General features: G+C 75.2%; 16 protein-coding genes. 10 read left to right on the top strand and 6 right to left on the bottom strand.

What is annotated here, in order from left to right; genetic code table 11:
• Window positions 1-77: 77 nt before the first annotated feature.
• A complete protein-coding gene (locus ACLFMI_RS24840) occupies window positions 78-545 on the bottom strand; it encodes a PPOX class F420-dependent oxidoreductase (protein WP_410950374.1) in 468 nt (155 codons plus the stop codon).
• 57 nt (window positions 546-602) lie between these two features.
• On the opposite strand from ACLFMI_RS24840, the gene ACLFMI_RS24835 reads away from it, so the two are divergent.
• From ACLFMI_RS24835 to ACLFMI_RS24820, 4 genes are all read left to right on the top strand, one after another.
• The gene (locus tag ACLFMI_RS24835; RefSeq protein ID WP_410950373.1) at window positions 603-1,028 is read left to right on the top strand and encodes an HIT family protein; all 426 of its coding nucleotides are present in this window, start codon (window positions 603-605) and stop codon (window positions 1,026-1,028) included.
• Window positions 1,029-1,041: 13 nt separating this feature from the next.
• The gene (locus tag ACLFMI_RS24830) at window positions 1,042-1,647 is read left to right on the top strand and encodes a histidine phosphatase family protein (protein WP_410950372.1); all 606 of its coding nucleotides are present in this window, start codon (window positions 1,042-1,044) and stop codon (window positions 1,645-1,647) included.
• Between the two features lie 168 nt (window positions 1,648-1,815).
• Window positions 1,816-3,108, top strand: coding sequence for an MFS transporter (locus ACLFMI_RS24825; RefSeq protein WP_410950371.1), 1,293 nt, complete (start codon window positions 1,816-1,818; stop codon window positions 3,106-3,108).
• Window positions 3,109-3,394: 286 nt separating this feature from the next.
• Complete coding sequence (locus tag ACLFMI_RS24820) at window positions 3,395-4,738, top strand: GGDEF domain-containing protein (protein ID WP_410950370.1); 1,344 nt, start codon at window positions 3,395-3,397, stop codon at window positions 4,736-4,738.
• Window positions 4,739-4,759: 21 nt separating this feature from the next.
• On the opposite strand, the gene ACLFMI_RS24815 is transcribed toward ACLFMI_RS24820, so the two are convergent.
• Window positions 4,760-6,115 (bottom strand): GGDEF domain-containing protein, encoded by a 1,356-nt coding sequence (locus tag ACLFMI_RS24815; protein ID WP_410950369.1) that lies wholly within the window; start codon window positions 6,113-6,115, stop codon window positions 4,760-4,762.
• Window positions 6,116-6,754: 639 nt separating this feature from the next.
• Between ACLFMI_RS24815 and dxs the strand changes: the two genes are divergently transcribed.
• The 3 genes from dxs to ACLFMI_RS24800 are packed head-to-tail and all read left to right on the top strand — an operon-like array spanning window position 6,755 to window position 10,600.
• On the top strand, window positions 6,755-8,710 hold the full coding sequence (gene dxs / locus ACLFMI_RS24810; protein ID WP_410950368.1) for a 1-deoxy-D-xylulose-5-phosphate synthase: 1,956 nt from the start codon (window positions 6,755-6,757) through the stop codon (window positions 8,708-8,710).
• Window positions 8,710-9,399, top strand: coding sequence for a response regulator transcription factor (locus ACLFMI_RS24805; protein WP_410950367.1), 690 nt, complete (start codon window positions 8,710-8,712; stop codon window positions 9,397-9,399). The genes dxs and ACLFMI_RS24805 overlap by 1 nt, the downstream gene beginning before the upstream one ends.
• A gap of 4 nt (window positions 9,400-9,403) precedes the next feature.
• Window positions 9,404-10,600, top strand: a complete 1,197-nt coding sequence (locus tag ACLFMI_RS24800) for a sensor histidine kinase (RefSeq protein ID WP_410950366.1) — start codon at window positions 9,404-9,406, stop codon at window positions 10,598-10,600.
• A 60-nt stretch (window positions 10,601-10,660) separates the two neighbouring features.
• Here ACLFMI_RS24800 and ACLFMI_RS24795 read toward each other — a convergent pair whose 3' ends face one another.
• The 3 genes from ACLFMI_RS24795 to ACLFMI_RS24785 form a co-directional block, all read right to left on the bottom strand.
• Window positions 10,661-11,812 carry an HRDC domain-containing protein gene (locus tag ACLFMI_RS24795; protein WP_410950365.1) on the bottom strand — a complete coding sequence of 384 codons (1,152 nt, stop codon included), beginning with the start codon at window positions 11,810-11,812 and terminating at the stop codon, window positions 10,661-10,663.
• A 128-nt stretch (window positions 11,813-11,940) separates the two neighbouring features.
• Entirely contained in the window at window positions 11,941-12,609 is a 669-nt protein-coding gene (locus tag ACLFMI_RS24790; protein ID WP_410950364.1) for a LuxR C-terminal-related transcriptional regulator, read from the bottom strand.
• A gap of 310 nt (window positions 12,610-12,919) precedes the next feature.
• Window positions 12,920-13,528 (bottom strand): DUF3000 domain-containing protein, encoded by a 609-nt coding sequence (locus tag ACLFMI_RS24785; protein WP_410950363.1) that lies wholly within the window; start codon window positions 13,526-13,528, stop codon window positions 12,920-12,922.
• 95 nt (window positions 13,529-13,623) lie between these two features.
• On the opposite strand from ACLFMI_RS24785, the gene hemE reads away from it, so the two are divergent.
• Genes hemE through hemQ form a run of 3 tightly spaced genes read left to right on the top strand, consistent with a single transcriptional unit; the run spans window position 13,624 to window position 16,945 of the window.
• Entirely contained in the window at window positions 13,624-14,703 is a 1,080-nt protein-coding gene (gene hemE / locus ACLFMI_RS24780; RefSeq protein WP_410950362.1) for a uroporphyrinogen decarboxylase, read from the top strand.
• Window positions 14,700-16,202, top strand: coding sequence for an FAD-dependent oxidoreductase (locus ACLFMI_RS24775; RefSeq protein WP_410950361.1), 1,503 nt, complete (start codon window positions 14,700-14,702; stop codon window positions 16,200-16,202). Before hemE ends, ACLFMI_RS24775 begins: the two co-directional genes overlap by 4 nt.
• Window positions 16,203-16,249: 47 nt before the next feature.
• A complete protein-coding gene (gene hemQ, locus ACLFMI_RS24770) occupies window positions 16,250-16,945 on the top strand; it encodes a hydrogen peroxide-dependent heme synthase (RefSeq protein ID WP_410950360.1) in 696 nt (231 codons plus the stop codon).
• Between the two features lie 72 nt (window positions 16,946-17,017).
• Here hemQ and msrB read toward each other — a convergent pair whose 3' ends face one another.
• Complete coding sequence (gene msrB, locus ACLFMI_RS24765; RefSeq protein ID WP_410950359.1) at window positions 17,018-17,473, bottom strand: peptide-methionine (R)-S-oxide reductase MsrB; 456 nt, start codon at window positions 17,471-17,473, stop codon at window positions 17,018-17,020.
• Window positions 17,474-17,600 lie beyond the last annotated feature (127 nt).

The following is a 17,600-nucleotide window of genomic DNA, read 5'->3' as shown; positions in this document are numbered from 1 at the left end:
CGCGGAGCCGTCGATCCTCCCAGTCGGGCACGGCCCGCCCGCGCCGGCCCTCACCGAGGGTCCGGTGACCGCCCGGTTCAGGAGTCGGCGAACCGGGCGGGGAAGCCACCGGTCGCGATCGGGCTCCAGCGGGTCGGGGTGATCCGGATCAGCGCCTTGCCCTGGTCGCTCATCGCCTGCCGGTACTCGTCCCAGTCCGGGTGCTCGCCGGAGATCGCCCGGAAGTAGTCGACCAGCGGCTCCAGCGCGTCCGGCAGGGTGACCAGCTCGGCGTCGCCGTCGACCTGGACCCAGGCTCCGTCGAACTCCTCGGACAGCACGACCACCGACGCCCGGCCGGCCCGCGCGACGTTCGTGGACTTGGCCCGCTCCGGGTAGGTCGAGATCATGATCCGGCCCCGGTCGTCGACGCCGCCGGTGACCGGGGAGCCCTGCACACCGCCGTCGGAACGGGTGGTCAGCAGGACCATCTTGTGACGTGGGCGGACGAACTCCAGCAGCTCGTCCCGCTCGACGGAGGTGTTCGTGGCGATCGTGCGCGGCATGGGTCCAGCCTAGGTTCGAACCACCCCGGCCGCTCCCCATGCCCTAGGGTCGCGGCCGTGGGCACCGTCTTCACGAAGATCATCGATGGCGAGATCCCGGGCCGGTTCGTGTGGTCCGACGAGCAGTGCGTCGGGTTCCTCTCGATCAACCCGCTCGGGCCGGGACACACGCTGGTCGTGCCGCGCGCCGAGATCGACCAGTGGGTGGACGCCGACGCGGAGCTGACCGCGCACCTCATGCAGGTCGCGCGGACCGTCGGCCTGGCCGTGCGCGAGGTCTGGTCGCCACCGCGGGTCGGGCTGATGGTCGCCGGGTTCGAGGTCCCGCACCTGCACGTGCACGTGTTCCCGGCGCACGACATGCGGGCCTTCGACTTCGCCAACGCCGCGACCGAGGTCGACGCCGCGGAGCAGGACGGGCACGCCGACGCGCTGCGGGCGGCCCTGCGCGGCGCCGGTCACGGCGAGCACGTCCCCGGCTGAGCGGGCCGAGCCGGTGCTGCTGATCCTGGTCCGGCACGCGTTGCCCGAGCGGGTGGACGGCAACGGGTCCACCGCGCACGCCGACCCGGGCCTCACCGCCGACGGGCACGCCCAGGCCACCCGGCTGGTCGACGCGCTGGCCGGGGAACCGGTCGACGCCCTCTACACCAGCACCATGCGCCGGGCCGTGCAGACCGCGGCCCCGCTGGCCGCCGCCCGCGGGTTGGCCGCGACCACCCGGGCCGACCTGCGGGAGTACGACGCCGAGCGGGCCGAGTACGTCCCGATCGGGCAGATGGCGCAGGCCGATCCGGAGACCTTCGCCCGGATGCGGGCCGGGCACCTGCCGGTGCATGTCGATGCGGAGGCATTCACCGGGCGGGTGCGGAGCGCGCTGGAGGAGATCGTCGCCGCGCACCCCGGGCGGTCGACGGCCGTGGTGGTCGCGCACGCCGGGGTGCTCAACGCCTACCTGGCGGCCGTGCTCGGCATCGACCGGTCGCTGCCGTTCCCGCTGGACTACGTCGGCCTCACCCGGGTGGTGTGCGCGCGGGACGGGATGCGCAAGCCGCGGACCGTGAACGAGATCGGGCACGTCGCGGACCTGCTGGGGTCCTGACCGTGCCGTTCGTCGCCGTCGGCGTGCCGTCCGCCGGTGCGCTGCGACGCCCGGCCTGACGGAGGACTCGACGTATACATAGGCTCGACGAGGCCCCGGTGGTCGGAGCCGGCGCTCCGGTGCCGCCCGTCGTGACGGCCGATCCGGCGGTGACGTCGAAGGGAACCGTTGTACCCGAGGGCCACCAGCGGCAGGGGACGTCCGGCGGACGCCGGTCGTGGCCCCGGCGCCGGGCTGCGCGCGCTGGCCCGGCACCGGGACTTCCGCGCCGTGTGGTGCGCCGAGGTGCTCTCGGTCGCGGGGGACCAGGCCACCCGGGTCGCGCTCACCGTGCTGGTGCTCGACCGCACCGGGTCGGTCGCCGGCTCGGCCGCGGTCTACGCGCTGACGTTCCTGCCTGCGCTGCTCGGCGGGTTGCTGCTGGGGCACCTGGCCGACCGGTTCCCGCGCCGCACCGTGCTGGTGACCACCGACCTGGTCCGCGCCGGGCTGGTCGCGCTGATGGCGCTGCCCGGCGTGGGGCTGTCGCTGATCTGCGCGCTGCTGGTGCCGGCGGTGCTGCTCGGCGGACCGCACGCGGCCGCCCGGTCGGCGGTGCTGCCGGACCTGTTGCCGGCGGACCTGCTGGCCCGCGGCATCGCACTGCGCCAGGTCTCGACCCAGCTCGCGCAGGTGGCCGGGTTCGGTGGCGGGGGGCTGCTGGTCGCCGCGGTCACGCCGACCGGGGCGCTGCTGATCGACGCGGCGACCTTCGCGGTCTCCGCGCTGGTGGTGCGGGCCGGGCTGCGGGCGGCCTGCGCGGTCGGTACCTCCGGGACGTCCGGGAACCCGGCCCGCCGGTCGTGGCGGTCCCGCGCCGGCGCGGTGCCCTCCGCGCTGGCCGTCGTGCTGCGTCACCCGCGCCGCCGCTACCTCGCCGCGGCGGCCTGGCTGGCCGGCATCTTCGTGCTGCCCGAGGCGCTCGCGGCCGCCTACGCGGTGACGATCGACGCCGGCCCGGCGGCGACCGGCCTGCTGATGGCGGCCGACCCGGCGGGCAGCGTGGTCGGTGCGGCGGTGTGCGCCGTCGCCGTGCCTGCCCGGTACCGGGACCGTGACCGCTGGCTCCTGCCGATGGCGCTCGGTGCGGCGGTGCCGCTCACGCTGACCCCGCTGGCGCCCGGGCTGTGGTCGGCGGCCGCGCTCTGGGCGGTGTCCGGGGCCTGCGCGACGGCCTGCCTGGTGCTGGCCCAGTCCGGGTTCGCCCTGGCGACGCCGACCGGCGTGCGGGGCGGCGCGACCGGGGTGGCCGCCTCCGGGCTGGTCGCCACCCAGGGAGTCGCGGTGCTGCTCGGCGGGCTGTTGGCGCAGTGGTCCGAGCCCGCCACGGCGCTCGGGATCGCCGGGGCGGCCGGGGTGGTGCTCGCCTTCGGGGTGTCCCGGCTCGGCCGGTCCGGCGCCGCGGCGGAGGCGGCCGGATGACGGGGCCTGCGGGAACCGTGCAGGATGCCGGGATGGGTGGGGGTCACCAGCCGCGGTTGCGCACGTCGTCACCTCCTGTCGTGATCCGCGCGACGCTGCGGCCGCGCCGTCCGGTTCGTCGACCGGGACGTGCCGGTGGTCGCGCACGGGTGGCCGGACCGTACCCGACCGTCACTCTCCGCGACATTTCGTGGTTCAGTGTACCCGTTCGGGTGACATCTCTGCAGGGTTTCGTCCGATCCGTCCGGCTCTCCGGGTGGTGCGCGGCTGCTGGGGGGCCGGTGTGGTGAGGGCGTCACGGAGGAGCCCCGGGGGCGCCCGGGACTGGCCGATCCGGGGTCTGCCCGGCCCGCTGCTGGTCCTGCTGCTGGTCGTGGAGACCGCGGCGGTGACCCTGGTGGCCGTCGGGCTGGTCCTGCTGCCCGCGACCCGTGCCACCGGCACGGCCGCACTCGGCGCGGCCGGGCTGGTCGCGCTGGGCGTGCTGCACACCGAGCTGGCGACCGGCATCGAGCGGGTCCGGCGCCGGGTGGCGCACAGCTCCTACTTCGACCTGTCCAGCGTCTGGACCTTCGCCGCGGCGTTGCTGCTGCCGGGACCGCTGGCCGGGCTGGTGGTGGCCGGGATCTACGTCCACCTTTGGTGGCGGGTCTGGCGGCCGGCCGGGGCCGCGCTCTACCGGCACGTCTACACCACCGCGACGGTCGTGCTGGCGGCCACGGCCGCCGCAGCGCTGCTGCCCGCGGGGCGGATCGCGGCCGTGCCGGGGGGCGGAGCGGTCGGGACCCTGGCCGGCATCGCCGTCCTGCTCGCGGCGATGGCCGGCTACGTGCTGGTCAACCAGGTGCTGGTGGCGCTGGCGCTGGCACTCGGTGCGGGGCGCCGGTTCGCGCTGCGGGAGGTGCTCGGCGACCTCGACGACCACGTGCTGGAGGGGGCGACGCTCTGCCTGGCGGTCCTGGCCGCGCTCGCCGCGACCCGGGAGCCGCTGCTGGTGCTGCTGGTGCTGCCGCCACTGCTGGTGTTGCACCGGGCCGTGCTCATCCGTCAGCTGGAGGAGCGGGCGAACACCGACGCCAAGACCGGCCTGCTCACCGCCGCCGCCTGGCGCGGCCGGGCGCACCGGGCGACGGTCCGGGCGCGGCGGCAACGCGGGTCCGTCGGGGTGCTGATCCTGGACCTGGACCACTTCAAGGCGGTCAACGACGGCTACGGCCACCTGGCCGGCGACGAGGTGCTGGCCGCGGTCTCGGGCAGCCTGCTCGCCGAGGTCCGGGACGGCGACGCGGTCGGCCGGTTCGGCGGCGAGGAGTTCGTGGTGCTGCTGGCAGGCCTGCCGCGCGGACTCGAGGGCCGTGCGCAGGCGCACGCCGCGGCCGAGCGGATCCGGCGCCGGGTGCGCGCGCTCGCGGTGCATCCCGACCCCGCCGGCGCCGGCCCGTCGACGACGATCGGCGACCTCAGTATCTCGGTCGGCGCCGCGCTGCAGGGGCTGGACGGCGAGACGCTCGACGACCTGATGCAGGTCGCCGACTACGCCCTCTACGAGGCGAAACGGGCGGGGCGCAACCGGGTGCGGCTCGGCGGCGACGCCGGGACGCTGGACGGCGACCGGTCCCAGGCGGACTGAGCCGGCCCCCGCGCCGGGCCGTCAGTGCTGGTCGGGGACCTGCCCCGGGGCCTGTTCGGGGACCGGGAACCGTCGGCCGACCCGGACGGTGTCCCGGCCGGCCCGCTTCGCGTCGTAGAGGGCGGCGTCGGCCACCTCGAGCAGGCCGGTCATCGCCGTGCTGTCGGCCGGGAACACCGCCCCGCCGATCGAGACCGTGATCCCCAGCCCGCCGCGGTACAGCCCGTCCGGGGGCCCGTCCACCGCGCCCCGTGCGGCGGAGGGGGACCCGGAGACCCGCCGGCGCAGCCGCTCGGCGATCTGCCGGACCTCGTCGTGACCGTCGTGCCCGGACAGCCGGGGGAGCAGCACCACGAACTCCTCACCGCCGAACCGGCCGACCAGGTCGTGGTCGCGCAGCTCCTCGCGCAACACCCGGGCGGTCGCGGCCAGCACCTGGTCGCCGTAGAGGTGGCCGTGTGTGTCGTTGATCTCCTTGAAGTGGTCCAGGTCCAGGATCAGCAGCGCGGCCGGCCGCCGCTCGCGCTCGGCGTCCTGCAGCGCGTGCGATCCCCGCAGGTGCCAGGCGGCGTGGTTGAGCAGGCCGGTCTTGGCGTCGGTGTCCGCCCGCTCGCGCAGCTGACGGACCAGGATCGTGCGGTGCAGGGCCAGGATCGGCGGCACCGCCAGCGACGCCACGAGCGGGCCGGTGGCGGCCAGCGCCCCGGCGGTGAGCGCACCCAGGCAGAGTGTGGCCAGCTCCAGGACGACCTCGTCGCCGGTGAACAGGACCCGCAGGATCCGGGTGTCCGGGCTGGCCATCGCGACCACGCCGAGCACCAGGCAGGTGTTCACCACGGTGTAGGTGAGCAGCGCCAGCGCCAGCGCGACGGTGCCGGGCAGCGTGCCGTAGAGCTCGCCGGGCCGGGTCGCGGCGAGCATCCCGGCGGCGGCGTGCACGGCCAGGACGACCGTGGCCGCGTTGAAGACCTCGCGGAACACCGGGCGGCGGTCCGGCGGCGGGACCGGCCGCAGCACCCGGACGTAGAGGTGGGTGTAGACGATCACCACCACCAGCGCGCCGAGTACCGGCGGGAGCAGCAGCGCCGAGGAGAACGTCCAGACCGAGGTCAGGTTCACGTGGTGGGTCTCGGCGGTGTAGCGGCGCACCCGCTCGACCCCGGAGACGATCTCGGTGTGCGCCACCCCCGCCACGACCAGGGTGATCAGCAGGACCAGCGTCCGGTGGTCGAGCGGGGGCGGGTTCAGCGCGCCCGCGACGATCAGGCACAGCGCGAGCAGCTCCACCGCCAGGACGGCCCCCAGCAGCCGCGGCGGGATCGACCAGACCGGCCAGCGGGAGACCCGGTGGAACGGGACCGGGAGCGCTGCCGCCATCTCCCCTCCCTCCGGTCGGGACCGCCGCGTCGGCGCCGATCCTAACGTCCGTCGTCGCGCACGGTGATCGATCCGCCGTCGCAGCCGGATCCCGACCTGCTCGGCGACATGATCTGGTCACACCGGGTGGTCGTGCGCGGCGGAACGAGTGATGGTTGCGTCCGCAATGGTGAATCCCCGATTGTTCTCCGGTGACGGTCGGGTGATGCTTTCCCGGCTGGCCGGAGAAAGTCGGCCGGAGAGGCAGTGGAGCCGTCGGCGAATTGCGTCGGCCCGGTCGCCGTACCGTCGGGTAACGGTGATCGACCTGGTGATCGAGAGGAGGGGTCGTCGTGCGCAACTGGGGCTGGTGAATGAACGCCGCGAGGCGCGGAAAGCCATCCGTGAGGAGTTCGGAGCGATCTCGGAAAGGGGAGTGGAATGCGTAACTGGGGTTGGTGACGACGGTCGTGTGGAATCGATCACGTGCGGAACGCGGCGGCGGCCCCGTCCGGGTGACGGGTGCCGTCCGCCGCGCCCGGTGCTTGCCGCCGGGTCCGCCCGCGCAGTGCTCCGTAGAGTGGGGCCGACGAGTCGATGCCGGTCCGCCCGCGCGGGTCCCCGTGCGGGCGTGGGGCGGCGGCGAGGAGGCAGCACGTGATGACGACCCGGGGGCTGGCCGAGATCCGGCGGCCGGCCGACCTCCGCCGGCTCGGTACCGAGGAGCTGACGGCGCTGGCGGCCGAGATCCGCGGTTTCCTGATCAAAGCGGTGTCCCGCACCGGTGGTCACCTGGGGCCGAACCTGGGCGTGGTCGAGCTGACGATCGCCCTGCACCGGGTGTTCGAGTCCCCGCAGGACACCCTGGTCTGGGACACCGGGCACCAGGCGTACGTGCACAAGCTGCTGACCGGTCGGCAGGAGGGCTGGGACCGGCTGAAGAAGACCAGCGGGCTGTCCGGCTACCCGAGCCGGACCGAGAGCGAGCACGACCACGTGGAGTCCAGCCACGCGTCGTCGTCGCTGTCCTGGGCCGACGGCATCGCCCGGGCGAACGAGCTGACCGGCCGGGACCGGCACGTCGTCGCCGTGATCGGTGACGGTGCGCTGACCGGCGGGATGGCCTGGGAGGCGCTGAACAACATCGCCGCCGGGTGCGACCGCAACGTCGTGATCGTCGTCAACGACAACGGCCGGTCCTACTCGCCGACGATCGGTGGGCTGGCCGACCGGCTGGCGTCGCTGCGGCTGCAACCCGGCTACGAGCGGGTGCTGGAGGCCGGCAAGAAGACCGTGCGCGGCACGCCCGTCGTCGGGCCCGCGCTGTACGCGGGCCTGCACGCGATCAAGGCGGGCGTCAAGGACGCGGTCAGCCCGCAGGAGCTGTTCTCCGACCTGGGCCTGAAGTACTTCGGACCGGTGGACGGGCACGACATCGCCCAGGTCGAGTCGGCGCTGCGGCGGGCGAAGCGGTTCGGCGGGCCGGTGATCGTGCACGCGGTGACGCACAAGGGCCACGGCTACCCGCCGGCCGAGAACGACGAGGCCGAGCAGATGCACGGTCCGGGGCCGTTCGACCCGGACACCGGCGAGCCGACCGGGACGCCGAAGACCGGCTGGACCGACGTGTTCTCGTCCGAGATCGTCGAGCTGGGCTCCCGGCGCGGCGACGTCGTCGCGATCACCGCGGCGATGCTCGGCCCGACCGGGCTCGCCCCGTTCGCCGCCGCGCACCCGGACCGGATCATCGACGTCGGGATCGCCGAGCAGCACGCCCTGGCCACCGCGGCCGGGCTGTCCCGGGCCGGGCGGCACCCGGTCGTGGCGCTGTACTCGACGTTCCTCAACCGCGGCTTCGACCAGCTGTTGATGGACGTGGGGCTGCACCGCGAGCGGGTCACCCTGATGCTCGACCGGTCCGGTGTCACCGGCAGCGACGGCCCCTCGCACAACGGCATGTGGGACCTGTCGCTGCTCGGGATCGTGCCCGGCATGCAGGTCGCCGCCCCGCGGGACGAGGGCACCCTGCGCGAGGAGTTCCGGGAGGCCGTGGCGGTCACCGACGGTCCGACGGCGCTGCGCTACCCGAAGGGCGCCGTGGTCGGGTCCGTGCCCGCGGCCCGCCGGCTGGACGGCCCGGCGGGGGTGGACGTGCTGCACGAGCCGGCCGACGGCCGGGCCCAGGTGCTGCTGGTCTGCGTGGGCGTGTTCGGGCAGCTCGGGGTGGCGGTCGCCCGGCGGCTCGCCGACCAGGGCGTCGACGTCACGGTGGTGGACCCGCGCTGGGTGCTGCCGGTGCCCCGCGAGCTGCTCACCCTGGCCGCGGACCACCAGCTCGTGGTCACCGTGTCCGACTGCGGCACCCACGGCGGGTTCGGCTCGGCGCTGTCCGACGCGCTGCGGGACGCCGACCTGGACGTCCGCCAGCGCGACCTCGCGCTGCCGCAGGAGTACCTGGAGCACGGCAGCCGGGACGACGTGCTGGCCGCCACCGGCCTCACCGAGCAGGACGTGGCCCGGCGGGTCACCGAGTGGGCGGCCGCGGGTGAGGGCGGGCGGATGATCAGCACCGTCCCGTCGTTCGACCGGGCCGGCGAGGCGCTCCGGGAGTCCTGATGCGGGTGATCGTGGTCGAGGACGAGCCGGCGATGGCCGACGCCGTCGCGCGCGGGCTGCGCCGGGACGGGATGGCCGTCGACATCGCCTACGACGGCGACGACGGTTCGGAGAAGCTCTCGGTGACCCGCTACGACGTGGCGGTGCTGGACCGGGACCTGCCCGGCCGCAGCGGTGACGAGCTGTGCGACGAGCTGGTCGCCGCGGGCGGCACCACCCGGGTGCTGATGCTCACCGCCAGTGACACGCTCGCCGACAAGGTCGAGGGCCTGTCCCGGGGCGCCGACGACTACCTGGCCAAGCCGTTCGACTTCCCCGAGCTGGTCGCCCGGGTCCGCGCGCTGGGCCGCCGGGCCACCCCCGCCGTCCCGCCGACGCTCGCCGCCGGGGACCTCGTGCTGGACCCGGCCCGGCGCACGGTGCGCCGCTCCGGGGCCCCGGTGGAGCTGACCCGCAAGGAGTTCGGGGTACTGGAGGTGCTGCTCGCCGCGGGCGGTGCCGTGGTGTCGTCCGAGGAGCTCCTGGAGCGGGTGTGGGACGAGAACGCCGACCCCTTCACCACGACCGTCCGGGTCACCGTGATGACCCTGCGCAAGAAGCTCGGCGAGCCCGGGATGATCGACACCGTGGTCGGGGCCGGGTACCGGGTGCCCGCGGCCGGTGCGGCGTCCGGCGCCGTCGCGGGGTGAGCCCGTGTCCGGCCTCCGGCCGCGCCTGACGCTGCTGGCCACCGCGCTGGTGGCGGTGGTCTCGGCGCTGCTGCTGTGGCTGGGCTGGGTGCTGGTCGGTGCGGCCGTCGCCGGGACGCCGGCGCTGCCGGGCACCGTCGAGGTGAACGGGGTCGCGGTGCAGGCCGAGACCGCCCGGGACGCGATCGCGGCCTCCGCCCGCGACGACGTGCTGCGCGCCGGGCTGATCGCGTTCCCACTGGTCGTCGTGGCCGGGGCGGTGACCGCGTGGGTGCTGGTCGGGCGGGTGCTCGAGCCGCTGTCCCGGGTGGTGGACACCGCGTCCCGGCTGTCCGCCCGCTCGCTGGACTCCCGGCTCGAGCTGGCCGCGGCCCGCGGCGAGGTGGCCGAGCTGGCCGCGGCGTTCGACGCGATGCTCGACCGGCTGCAGGCCGCGTTCGACGCCCAGCGCCGGTTCGTCGCCAACGCCGGGCACGAGCTGCGGACGCCGCTGGCGGTACTGCGGACCGAGATCGACGTGACCCTGCAGGACCCGGACGCCGACGCCGACGAGCTGCGCCGGATGGCCGAGGTCGTGCGGGACGCCGGGCGCCGCTGCGACGAGCTGGTGACCGGCCTGCTGCTGCTGGCCCGGACCGAGGCCACCGGCCCGCTGCCCGAGGCCGACCGGGCACCGGTGGATCTCGCCGCGGTGCTCGCAGCCGAGCTCGAGGAGGTCGCAGGCGACGCCACCGCCCGACTGCTCACCGTCCGGACCGACCCCCGGCCCGCCCCGACCCGGGGTGACGAGGTCCTGCTGCGCCGGCTGGTGGCGAACCTGCTGGAGAACGCCGTGCGCCACAACCGGGACGGCGGCTGGATCGAGACCGGCTGCGCCGCGTGCGGGTCCGGGCCGGACGCCGGCGGGGTGACGCTGCGGGTGGCCTCGTCCGGACCAGAGCTGGCGGACGAGCAGGTGGCCGAGCTGTTCGAGCCGTTCCGGCGGGGCCCGGTGGCGCGGACCGCGCACACTCGCGGGTCGGGCCTGGGGTTGTCGATCGTGCGCGCCGTCGCCACAGCGCACGGCGGGCGGGTCGAGGGGGCAGCGGTCCCGGGCGGCGGGCTCGAGGTGCGGGTCCTGCTCCCGGCGCTCGCACGGACCGACGAGCCGGATCCCCGACGGGACGCGGCGCAGCGTTCGGCGACGATCGACCCGCGCTGAGTTGCACTTCGGCAGGGCGGGCCGCGGCCGGCCGGTCCCGGGCGGGTGCGGGGGCCGGGATCAGGTCTCGCGCGGGTGCAGCGCCTCGTCCAGCAGCGGGCCCAGCAGCTCCACCTGCCACGGCCGGGCCCCGCCGGCGGCCAGCGCCCCGGCCGTGTCGCCGTCGGCGGGCGGGGTCCAGCAGAGCCGGCGCAGCAGGTCGGGCTGCAGCAGGTTCTCCACCGGGACGTCGTGCGACTCGGAGACCGCGGCCAGCGCCGCGCGGGCCGCGGTGAGCCGGGCGGCGGCGTCCGGCTGCCGGTCGGCCCAGCGGGACACCGGCGGCGGCCCGTCGGTCGCGGCGGAGCTGTGCGGCAGCTCGTCGTCGGCCAGCGCGGCGGCCCGGCGCAGGGCGTCGAACCAGTAGCGGGCCAGCCGTCGTTGCGAGCGGCCGCGGAACACCGCTAGCCCGGCGAGCGCCTGTGCGGAGTCGGGGTTGCGGACCGCGGCGTCCACGATCGCGGCGTCCGGCAGCACCCGGCCGGGCGCGACGTCGCGTTCCGCGGCGAGCGAGTCGCGGGCCTGCCACAGCTCGCGGACCGCGGCCAGCGGGCGGGGCTTGCGCACCTTGTGGATGCCGGAGGTACGCCGCCACGGCTCGGCCCGCTGTGCGGGCGGCCCGGCGGTGCGGACGGCCTCGAACTCCTGGCGGGCCCACTCGAGCTTGCCCTGCTCGTCGAGCATCCCGGACAGCACGTCCCGCAGCTCGATCAGCACCTCGACGTCCAGTGCGGCGTAGACCAGCCAGTCCTCGGGCAGCGGCCGGCGGGACCAGTCGGCCGCGCCGTGCCCCTTCTCCAGGGACAGCCCGAGCAGGTTCTCCACCATCGGTCCCAGGCCCACCCGGGGGAGCCCGGCCAGCCGGCCGGCGAGCTCGGTGTCGAACAGCGACGCCGGGCGCAGGCCCAGCTCGTCCAGGCAGGGCAGATCCTGGGAGGCGGCGTGCAGCACCCACTCCGGCTCGCCCAGCGCGGTGGCCAGCGGTTCCAGGGCACCGGCCAGCGGGATCGGGTCGACGAGCGCGGAGCCCGCTCCCGCGCGTCGCAGCTGCACCAGGTAGGCGCGCTGCGAGTAGCGGAACCCGGAGGCGCGCTCGGCGTCCACCGCGACCGGGCCGGTGCCCGCGGCCATCGCCGCGGCGACCCCGGCGAGCGCCTCCGCGGAGGCGGTCACCGGGGGGAGACCGTCGGCCGGCCGGAGCAGCGCCACCGGATCGGGTACTGCGCCCGTCGAACCCGTGTCCGGGGATGCGGAACCGGACGGCCGGGTCTCCGTACCGCCGGTCACTCCCGCTCCCTGATTCAGCGAATGACTCCCGCGCGCATCGCCAGCGCCACCATCTGGGCGCGGTCCCCCGTCCCGAGCTTGCGCCCGATCCGGGAGAGGTGGCTCTTCACGGTCAGCGCCGAGAGGTTCAGCGCCTCACCGATCTCCTTGTTCGACTGGCCGTCGGCGACCAGCTGCAGCACCTCGACCTCGCGTGCCGACAGCTCGCGCGGGGTGTTGTCGGTACCGGGCACGCGAGAACCTGTGGCCAGCAGCGGGGCGACCGTCGGGTCGGCGTAGACGCCGCCGTCCAGCACCCGCTTGACCCCGTCGGTCACGACCGACGGCGAGGCGGACTTCAGCAGGTACGCCTGCGCGCCCGCCTGGAAGGCGGACCGGACGGCATACGGGTCGTCCGAGGACGCCAGCACCACCAGCCGGTTCCAGCCCAGCGAGCGGAGCTCGCTGACCAGGTCCAGGCCGCTGCCGTCCGGCAGGGTCAGATCGAGGATGGCCAGGTCGCAGGGACCGGCCTGGTGCGCACGCGCCCGGGCCTCGGTGACCGAGGCGGCCTCGTGCACGGTGCCGGCGCCCATCGAACGGAGCCGTCCGGCGATCGCTTCACGCAGCAGCGGGTGGTCGTCCACGACGAGCACCGTGAACAGCTCTTCCCGGGGGTGCGGAACGACTCCCGGAGAGAGCACCGCCCCGCCGATCGGAGCGCTACCGGCGGCATTACCGCCGGGGCCCTGCGCGGGCGCTTGCTGGCCAAGTACAGCCACGTCGTCAACCTTCCTGGAGTCGGTCGTCAGCCCCCGACCAACACCGGAACCCGAGGGACGGAGAGTGGCGCTCGGCCGCCCGGGTGGGTGCCATGAGGGAGATGGTATCCCTCCATGCGGCCTAACGTCGCGTGTGCATTCGAACTTCTGACCGCAGAAGTTACACGTGTGTGGGTGCGGTCCCACTCAGATGGGTGATCGTTCTCAGGTGCGTGCTGCTGACCTGCGGTAATCAGCTCGGCGACCGACTCAAGGGTACTGCGCCGATGGGCGGCAGTCCCGCTGCGGTCGCGACCAGGGAGCCGAACGCCACGGCGTGTCGGGACAGGTCGGCGTCGCTCTCCGTAGGCGTCCAGGAGGCCCGCAGCTCGACGTCGTCCTCCCGGGGGTCCTCCGATCCGGCCCCCTCCTGCAGCCCGCCGAACCGCACCGACGACGTCTGGGTGACGGTGCCGCCCAGCGCGGTGAACCCGGCGCCGGCCTGCTCGAGCGCGTCGGTCAGCCAGGACCACCCGATCCGGGGGAGCATGTCGTCGCCGAGCTGCTCGGGCTCCAGGCGGGCCTGCACGAAGCACACCAGCCGGAAGGTGCCCTGCCACCGGTCCTGGCCCTCCGGGTCGTGCAGCAGGATCAGCCGACCGGAGGTGTCCGGCTCGTCCAGGTCGTCGGTGCCGTCGCCGCGGTGCACGATGTCGGCCTCCACGCTGGTCGCCCAGCTGAACGGGGCCAGCCGCGGCGGCGCCTCCAGCGGGCGCACCACGAGCTCCGGTCGCGGCGCCGGGGCGGAGAGCGAGTCCACTGCCCGGCGGAACAGCGGTGGTGGGGGGATCGGGTCCGGCACGGCGGGGAACTCTAGGCGGCCGCCCGGGCCCGGCCGGTCAGGCGCGCCGGGCGCCCGCGCGCGGTGCCCGGCGCTCGTGGGAGGATGGCGCGGTCATGACAGCAGGCACCCTCTCCGGTCGTTCCGCCGCCCCGCCGGCGCGCCGTGACCTCACCGGCTCCCCGTTCCTGGACGCCGTGCACGGCCGCCGTCCGTCCCGGCTGCCGGTGTGGTTCATGCGCCAGGCCGGGCGCTCGCTGCCCGAGTACCGCGCGCTGCGGGAGGGCAACGCGATGCTCGAGGCCTGCCTGACCCCGGACCTGACCTGCGAGATCACCCTGCAGCCGGTGCGCAGGCACGGGGTGGACGCGGCGATCCTGTTCTCCGACATCGTGGTGCCGCTGTACCTGGCCGGGGTCGGGGTCGACATCGTCCCGGGGACCGGCCCGGTGCTGGACCAGCCGGTCCGCACCGCGGCCGATGTCGAGGCGCTGCCCGAACTGGCCCCCGAGCAGGCCGACCGGGTGGCGCAGGCGATCGGCCTGCTGCTGCCCGAGCTGGGGGAGACCCCGCTGATCGGTTTCGCCGGGGCGCCGTTCACGCTCGCGTCCTACCTGATCGAGGGCGGCCCGAGCCGCAACCACGAGAAGACCAAGGCGCTGATGCGCTCCGAGCCGGCGGTCTGGCACACGCTCATGGCCCACCTGGCCGAGCTGACCGGCACCTTCCTGCGCCGCCAGGTCGAGGCCGGGGCGGACGCCGTCCAGCTGTTCGACTCGTGGGCGGGCGCGCTGTCCGAGCGGGACTACCGCGAGTTCGTGCTGCCGCACTCGGCCACCGTGCTGGGATCGCTGGCGGACGCCGGGATCCCGCGGATCCACTTCGGGGTCGGCACCGCCGAGCTGTACGGCGCGATGACCGAGGCCGGCGCGGACGTGATCGGCGTCGACTGGCGGACCCCGCTGGACGTCGCGGCGCGGCGGTCCGGCGGCGCGGTGCCGGTGCAGGGCAACCTGGATCCGGCCGTGCTGTTCGCCGGCCAGGACGCGGTCGACGCCGAGGTGACCCGGATCGCCGCCGAGGGCACCCGCTGCCCGGGGCACGTGTTCAACCTCGGGCACGGCGTGCTCCCGGAGACCGACCCGGATGTGATCACCCGGACCGTCGAGACGGTCCACCGCCAGCCGCTCGGATGACGCCGGTGCCCAGGGTCGCCGTCGTCGGCGGCGGGATCTCCGGGCTGGCCGCGACGCACCGGCTGCGGACGCGGCTCGGCCCGTCCGCGGAGATCGTGGTGCTCGAGCAGCGGGACCGGCTCGGCGGCGTGCTGCACACGGTCGACCTGGCCGGGACGCCGTTCGACGTCGGCGCCGAGGCGTTCCTGGTCCGCCGCCCCGAGTTCACCGACCTGCTCAGCGAGCTCGGCCGGTCGGACGCCCTGACCCACCCCACCGCGGCCACCGCGACGATCCGGGCCGGTGGGCGCACGGTCGGGCTGCCCCGCGGGACGCTCATGGGCGTCCCCGGTCCCGACGCCGCGCTGGACGGGGTGCTCTCCCCGGGCGACCTCGCCCGGGTGGCCGCCGAGCCGTCCCGGCCGCTGACCTGGGAACCGGGCTCCGACGTCGCGCTCGGCGCGTTGCTGCGCGAGCGGTTCGGACCGGAGATCGTCGACCGGGTCGCCGACCCGTTGCTCGGTGGGGTGTACGCCGGCCGGGTCGACGCGCTCGGGCTGCGCGCCACAGCGCCCGCGCTGGCCGCCGCGCTGGATGCCGGCGCCGGGTCGCTGACCGAGGCCGCGGGCGCCGGGATGGCCGAGAGCGGGCAGCGGGCCGGAACGCTGGCCGGGCCGGTGTTCGGCGCCGTCCGCGGCGGGTACCGGGAGCTGATCGCGGCGCTGGCGGCCGCCGGCGGGGCGACGGTGCGCACCGGCGTCACCGTCCGGTCCCTGCACCGCCGCTCCGCCGCCCGCGGCCCCGCCGCCGGGAACGGCTCCGAGGGGCACCTTCGGGGCCCCCGCGGAGACGAGGGTGCCCCTCGGGACACCGGGGGCTGGCGCCTGGAGCTCGGACCGGCCTCACGGCCCGAGGCGCTCGACGTGGACGCCGTCGTGCTCGCCGTCCCCGCGCCGGCGGCCCGGCGGTTGCTGGAGCCGGTCGTCCCGGCGGCGTCGGCGGCCGCGGGCCGGATCGACCTGGCGTCCTCGGCGGTCGTCGGGCTGGCGTACCGGGCGGCCGACGTCGCGGACATGCCGGGAACCAGCGGATGCCTGATCGCCGCCGACGAGCCGCTCTCGGCCAAAGGCGTGACGCACGCGTCGACCAAGTGGGCACACCTCGGCGCGGACGGCCTGGTGCGGATCCGCGCGTCGGTCGGCCGGTTCGGCGAGGAGGCGAGCCTGCAGGTCGACGACGCCGAGCTCGTCGCCCGGGTGCGCGCCGACCTGCGCGAGCTGGACGGGATCGCCGCCGAGCCGGTGGCGTCGGTCGTGCAGCGCTGGGGCGGTGGGCTGCCGCAGTACGGCGTCGGGCACGACGCGACCGTGGCCACGCTGGAGGACGCCGTCGCCGGAGTCCCGGGGCTGGCGATCGCCGGGGCGATGCTGCACGGGGTCGGGGTGCCGGCCTGCGTGGGCACCGCGCGGGCGGCCGCGGACCGGCTGGCGGCCGGCGTGGCGCTGCCCGCCCGCGGGTGAGCACCGCTCGGTGAGGGTGACCTCATCCGCGGCGTAGGATCCGGGGCATGGCCCGCGTCGACGTCCACGCCATCAACGACACCATCCGTTACACCATGTGGTCGGTGTTCCGGGTCGAGCCGGGGCGGCTCGGCACGGACCGCGCCGAGGCCGCGCGGGAGGCCACCGAGTACCTGGACTCGCTGGCGAACAAGGACGTCGTGGTGCGCGGCGTCTACGACCTCACCGGCGTCCGGCACGACGCCGACTACATGATCTGGTGGCACGCCTCGGAGATCGAGTCGCTGCAGGCCGCGTACTCCGACCTGCGCCGCAGCACCGCGCTCGGGCGGTCGTCGGTGCCGGTCTGGAGCCAGACCGCGCTGCACCGGCCGGCCGAGTTCAACAAGAGCCACGTGCCGGCGTTCATGGCCGGTGAGGAGCCGAAGCGCTACGTGTGCGTGTACCCGTTCGTCCGGTCCTACGAGTGGTACCTGCTGCCCGACGCCGAGCGCCGCACGATGCTGGCCGACCACGGCAAGGAGGCCCGGGACTATCCGGACGTCCGGGCGAACACCGTGCCCGCCTTCGCGCTGGGCGACTACGAGTGGATCCTCGCCTTCGAGGCCGACGAGCTGCACCGGATCGTCGATCTCATGCGGCACCTGCGCGGCACCGAGGCCCGCCGGCACGTGCGGGTGGAGGTCCCGTTCTACACCGGCCCGCGGGTCGAGGTCGGCGACCTGGTCGCCTCGCTTCCCTGAGCAGCGGTGAGCGGCCGGGCCCGCGGGCCCGGCCGCTCACTCACCCGGTGTCGGATTCTCGCTCGGCGAGCCTCACTCGGTAGCCGGCTCGAGGGTGAGCGAGACCGAGTTGATGCAGTAGCGCAGGTCCGTCGGGGTGCCGTAGCCCTCCCCGGCGAACACGTGCCCGAGGTGGCCGTGGCATGACGCGCACAGCACCTCGGTGCGCGTCATGCCCATGCTGGAGTCGGTGCGCTCGATCACCGCCTCGCCCGCCAGCGGCGTGAAGAACGACGGCCACCCGCAGTGCGACTCGAACTTCGAGTCGCTGCGGAACAGCTCCGCCCCGCACGCCCGGCAGCGGTAGACGCCGGTCGTCTTCGTGTCGGTGTACTCGCCGGTGAACGGTCGCTCGGTGCCCGCCTCGCGGAGCACCTGGTACTCGGCCGGGCTCAGCTGGGCCCGCCACTCGTCCTCGGTCCTGACGACCGTCGGTGCGGGCTCGGTGCGGGAACCGGCGTCACCGGTGTTGTGGTTGAACAGACCCATGGTTGCTCCTATGTCAAGCCGCGACCGGCGAAGCAGCGCCGGACGCGGTGATCGTGTTGGTGTGCAGGTGGTTGAACACGACGCGCGCCAGGCGTCGTTTCATGGCCCGGAGGGCTTCCATCTTCGT

Origin of the sequence: Pseudonocardia nantongensis, assembly GCF_046546495.1 — a bacterium.
Classification (GTDB): domain Bacteria; phylum Actinomycetota; class Actinomycetes; order Mycobacteriales; family Pseudonocardiaceae; genus Pseudonocardia; species Pseudonocardia nantongensis.
Note: the sequence above shows the minus strand (reverse complement) of the source record. Positions and strands in the feature narration are given on the sequence as shown.

Bases quoted from the DNA above. Each gene is read 5' to 3' on its own strand.
- msrB (WP_410950359.1), bottom strand. From the start codon at position 17,473: ATGGGTCTGTTCAACCACAACACCGGTGACGCCGGTTCCCGCACCGAG.
- ACLFMI_RS24805 (WP_410950367.1), top strand. From the start codon at position 8,710: ATGCGGGTGATCGTGGTCGAGGACGAGCCGGCGATGGCCGACGCCGTC.
- dxs (WP_410950368.1), top strand. From the start codon at position 6,755: ATGACGACCCGGGGGCTGGCCGAGATCCGGCGGCCGGCCGACCTCCGC.
- ACLFMI_RS24815 (WP_410950369.1), bottom strand. From the start codon at position 6,115: ATGGCGGCAGCGCTCCCGGTCCCGTTCCACCGGGTCTCCCGCTGGCCG.
- ACLFMI_RS24840 (WP_410950374.1), bottom strand. From the start codon at position 545: ATGCCGCGCACGATCGCCACGAACACCTCCGTCGAGCGGGACGAGCTG.
- hemE (WP_410950362.1), top strand. From the start codon at position 13,624: ATGACAGCAGGCACCCTCTCCGGTCGTTCCGCCGCCCCGCCGGCGCGC.
- hemQ (WP_410950360.1), top strand. From the start codon at position 16,250: ATGGCCCGCGTCGACGTCCACGCCATCAACGACACCATCCGTTACACC.
- ACLFMI_RS24775 (WP_410950361.1), top strand. From the start codon at position 14,700: ATGACGCCGGTGCCCAGGGTCGCCGTCGTCGGCGGCGGGATCTCCGGG.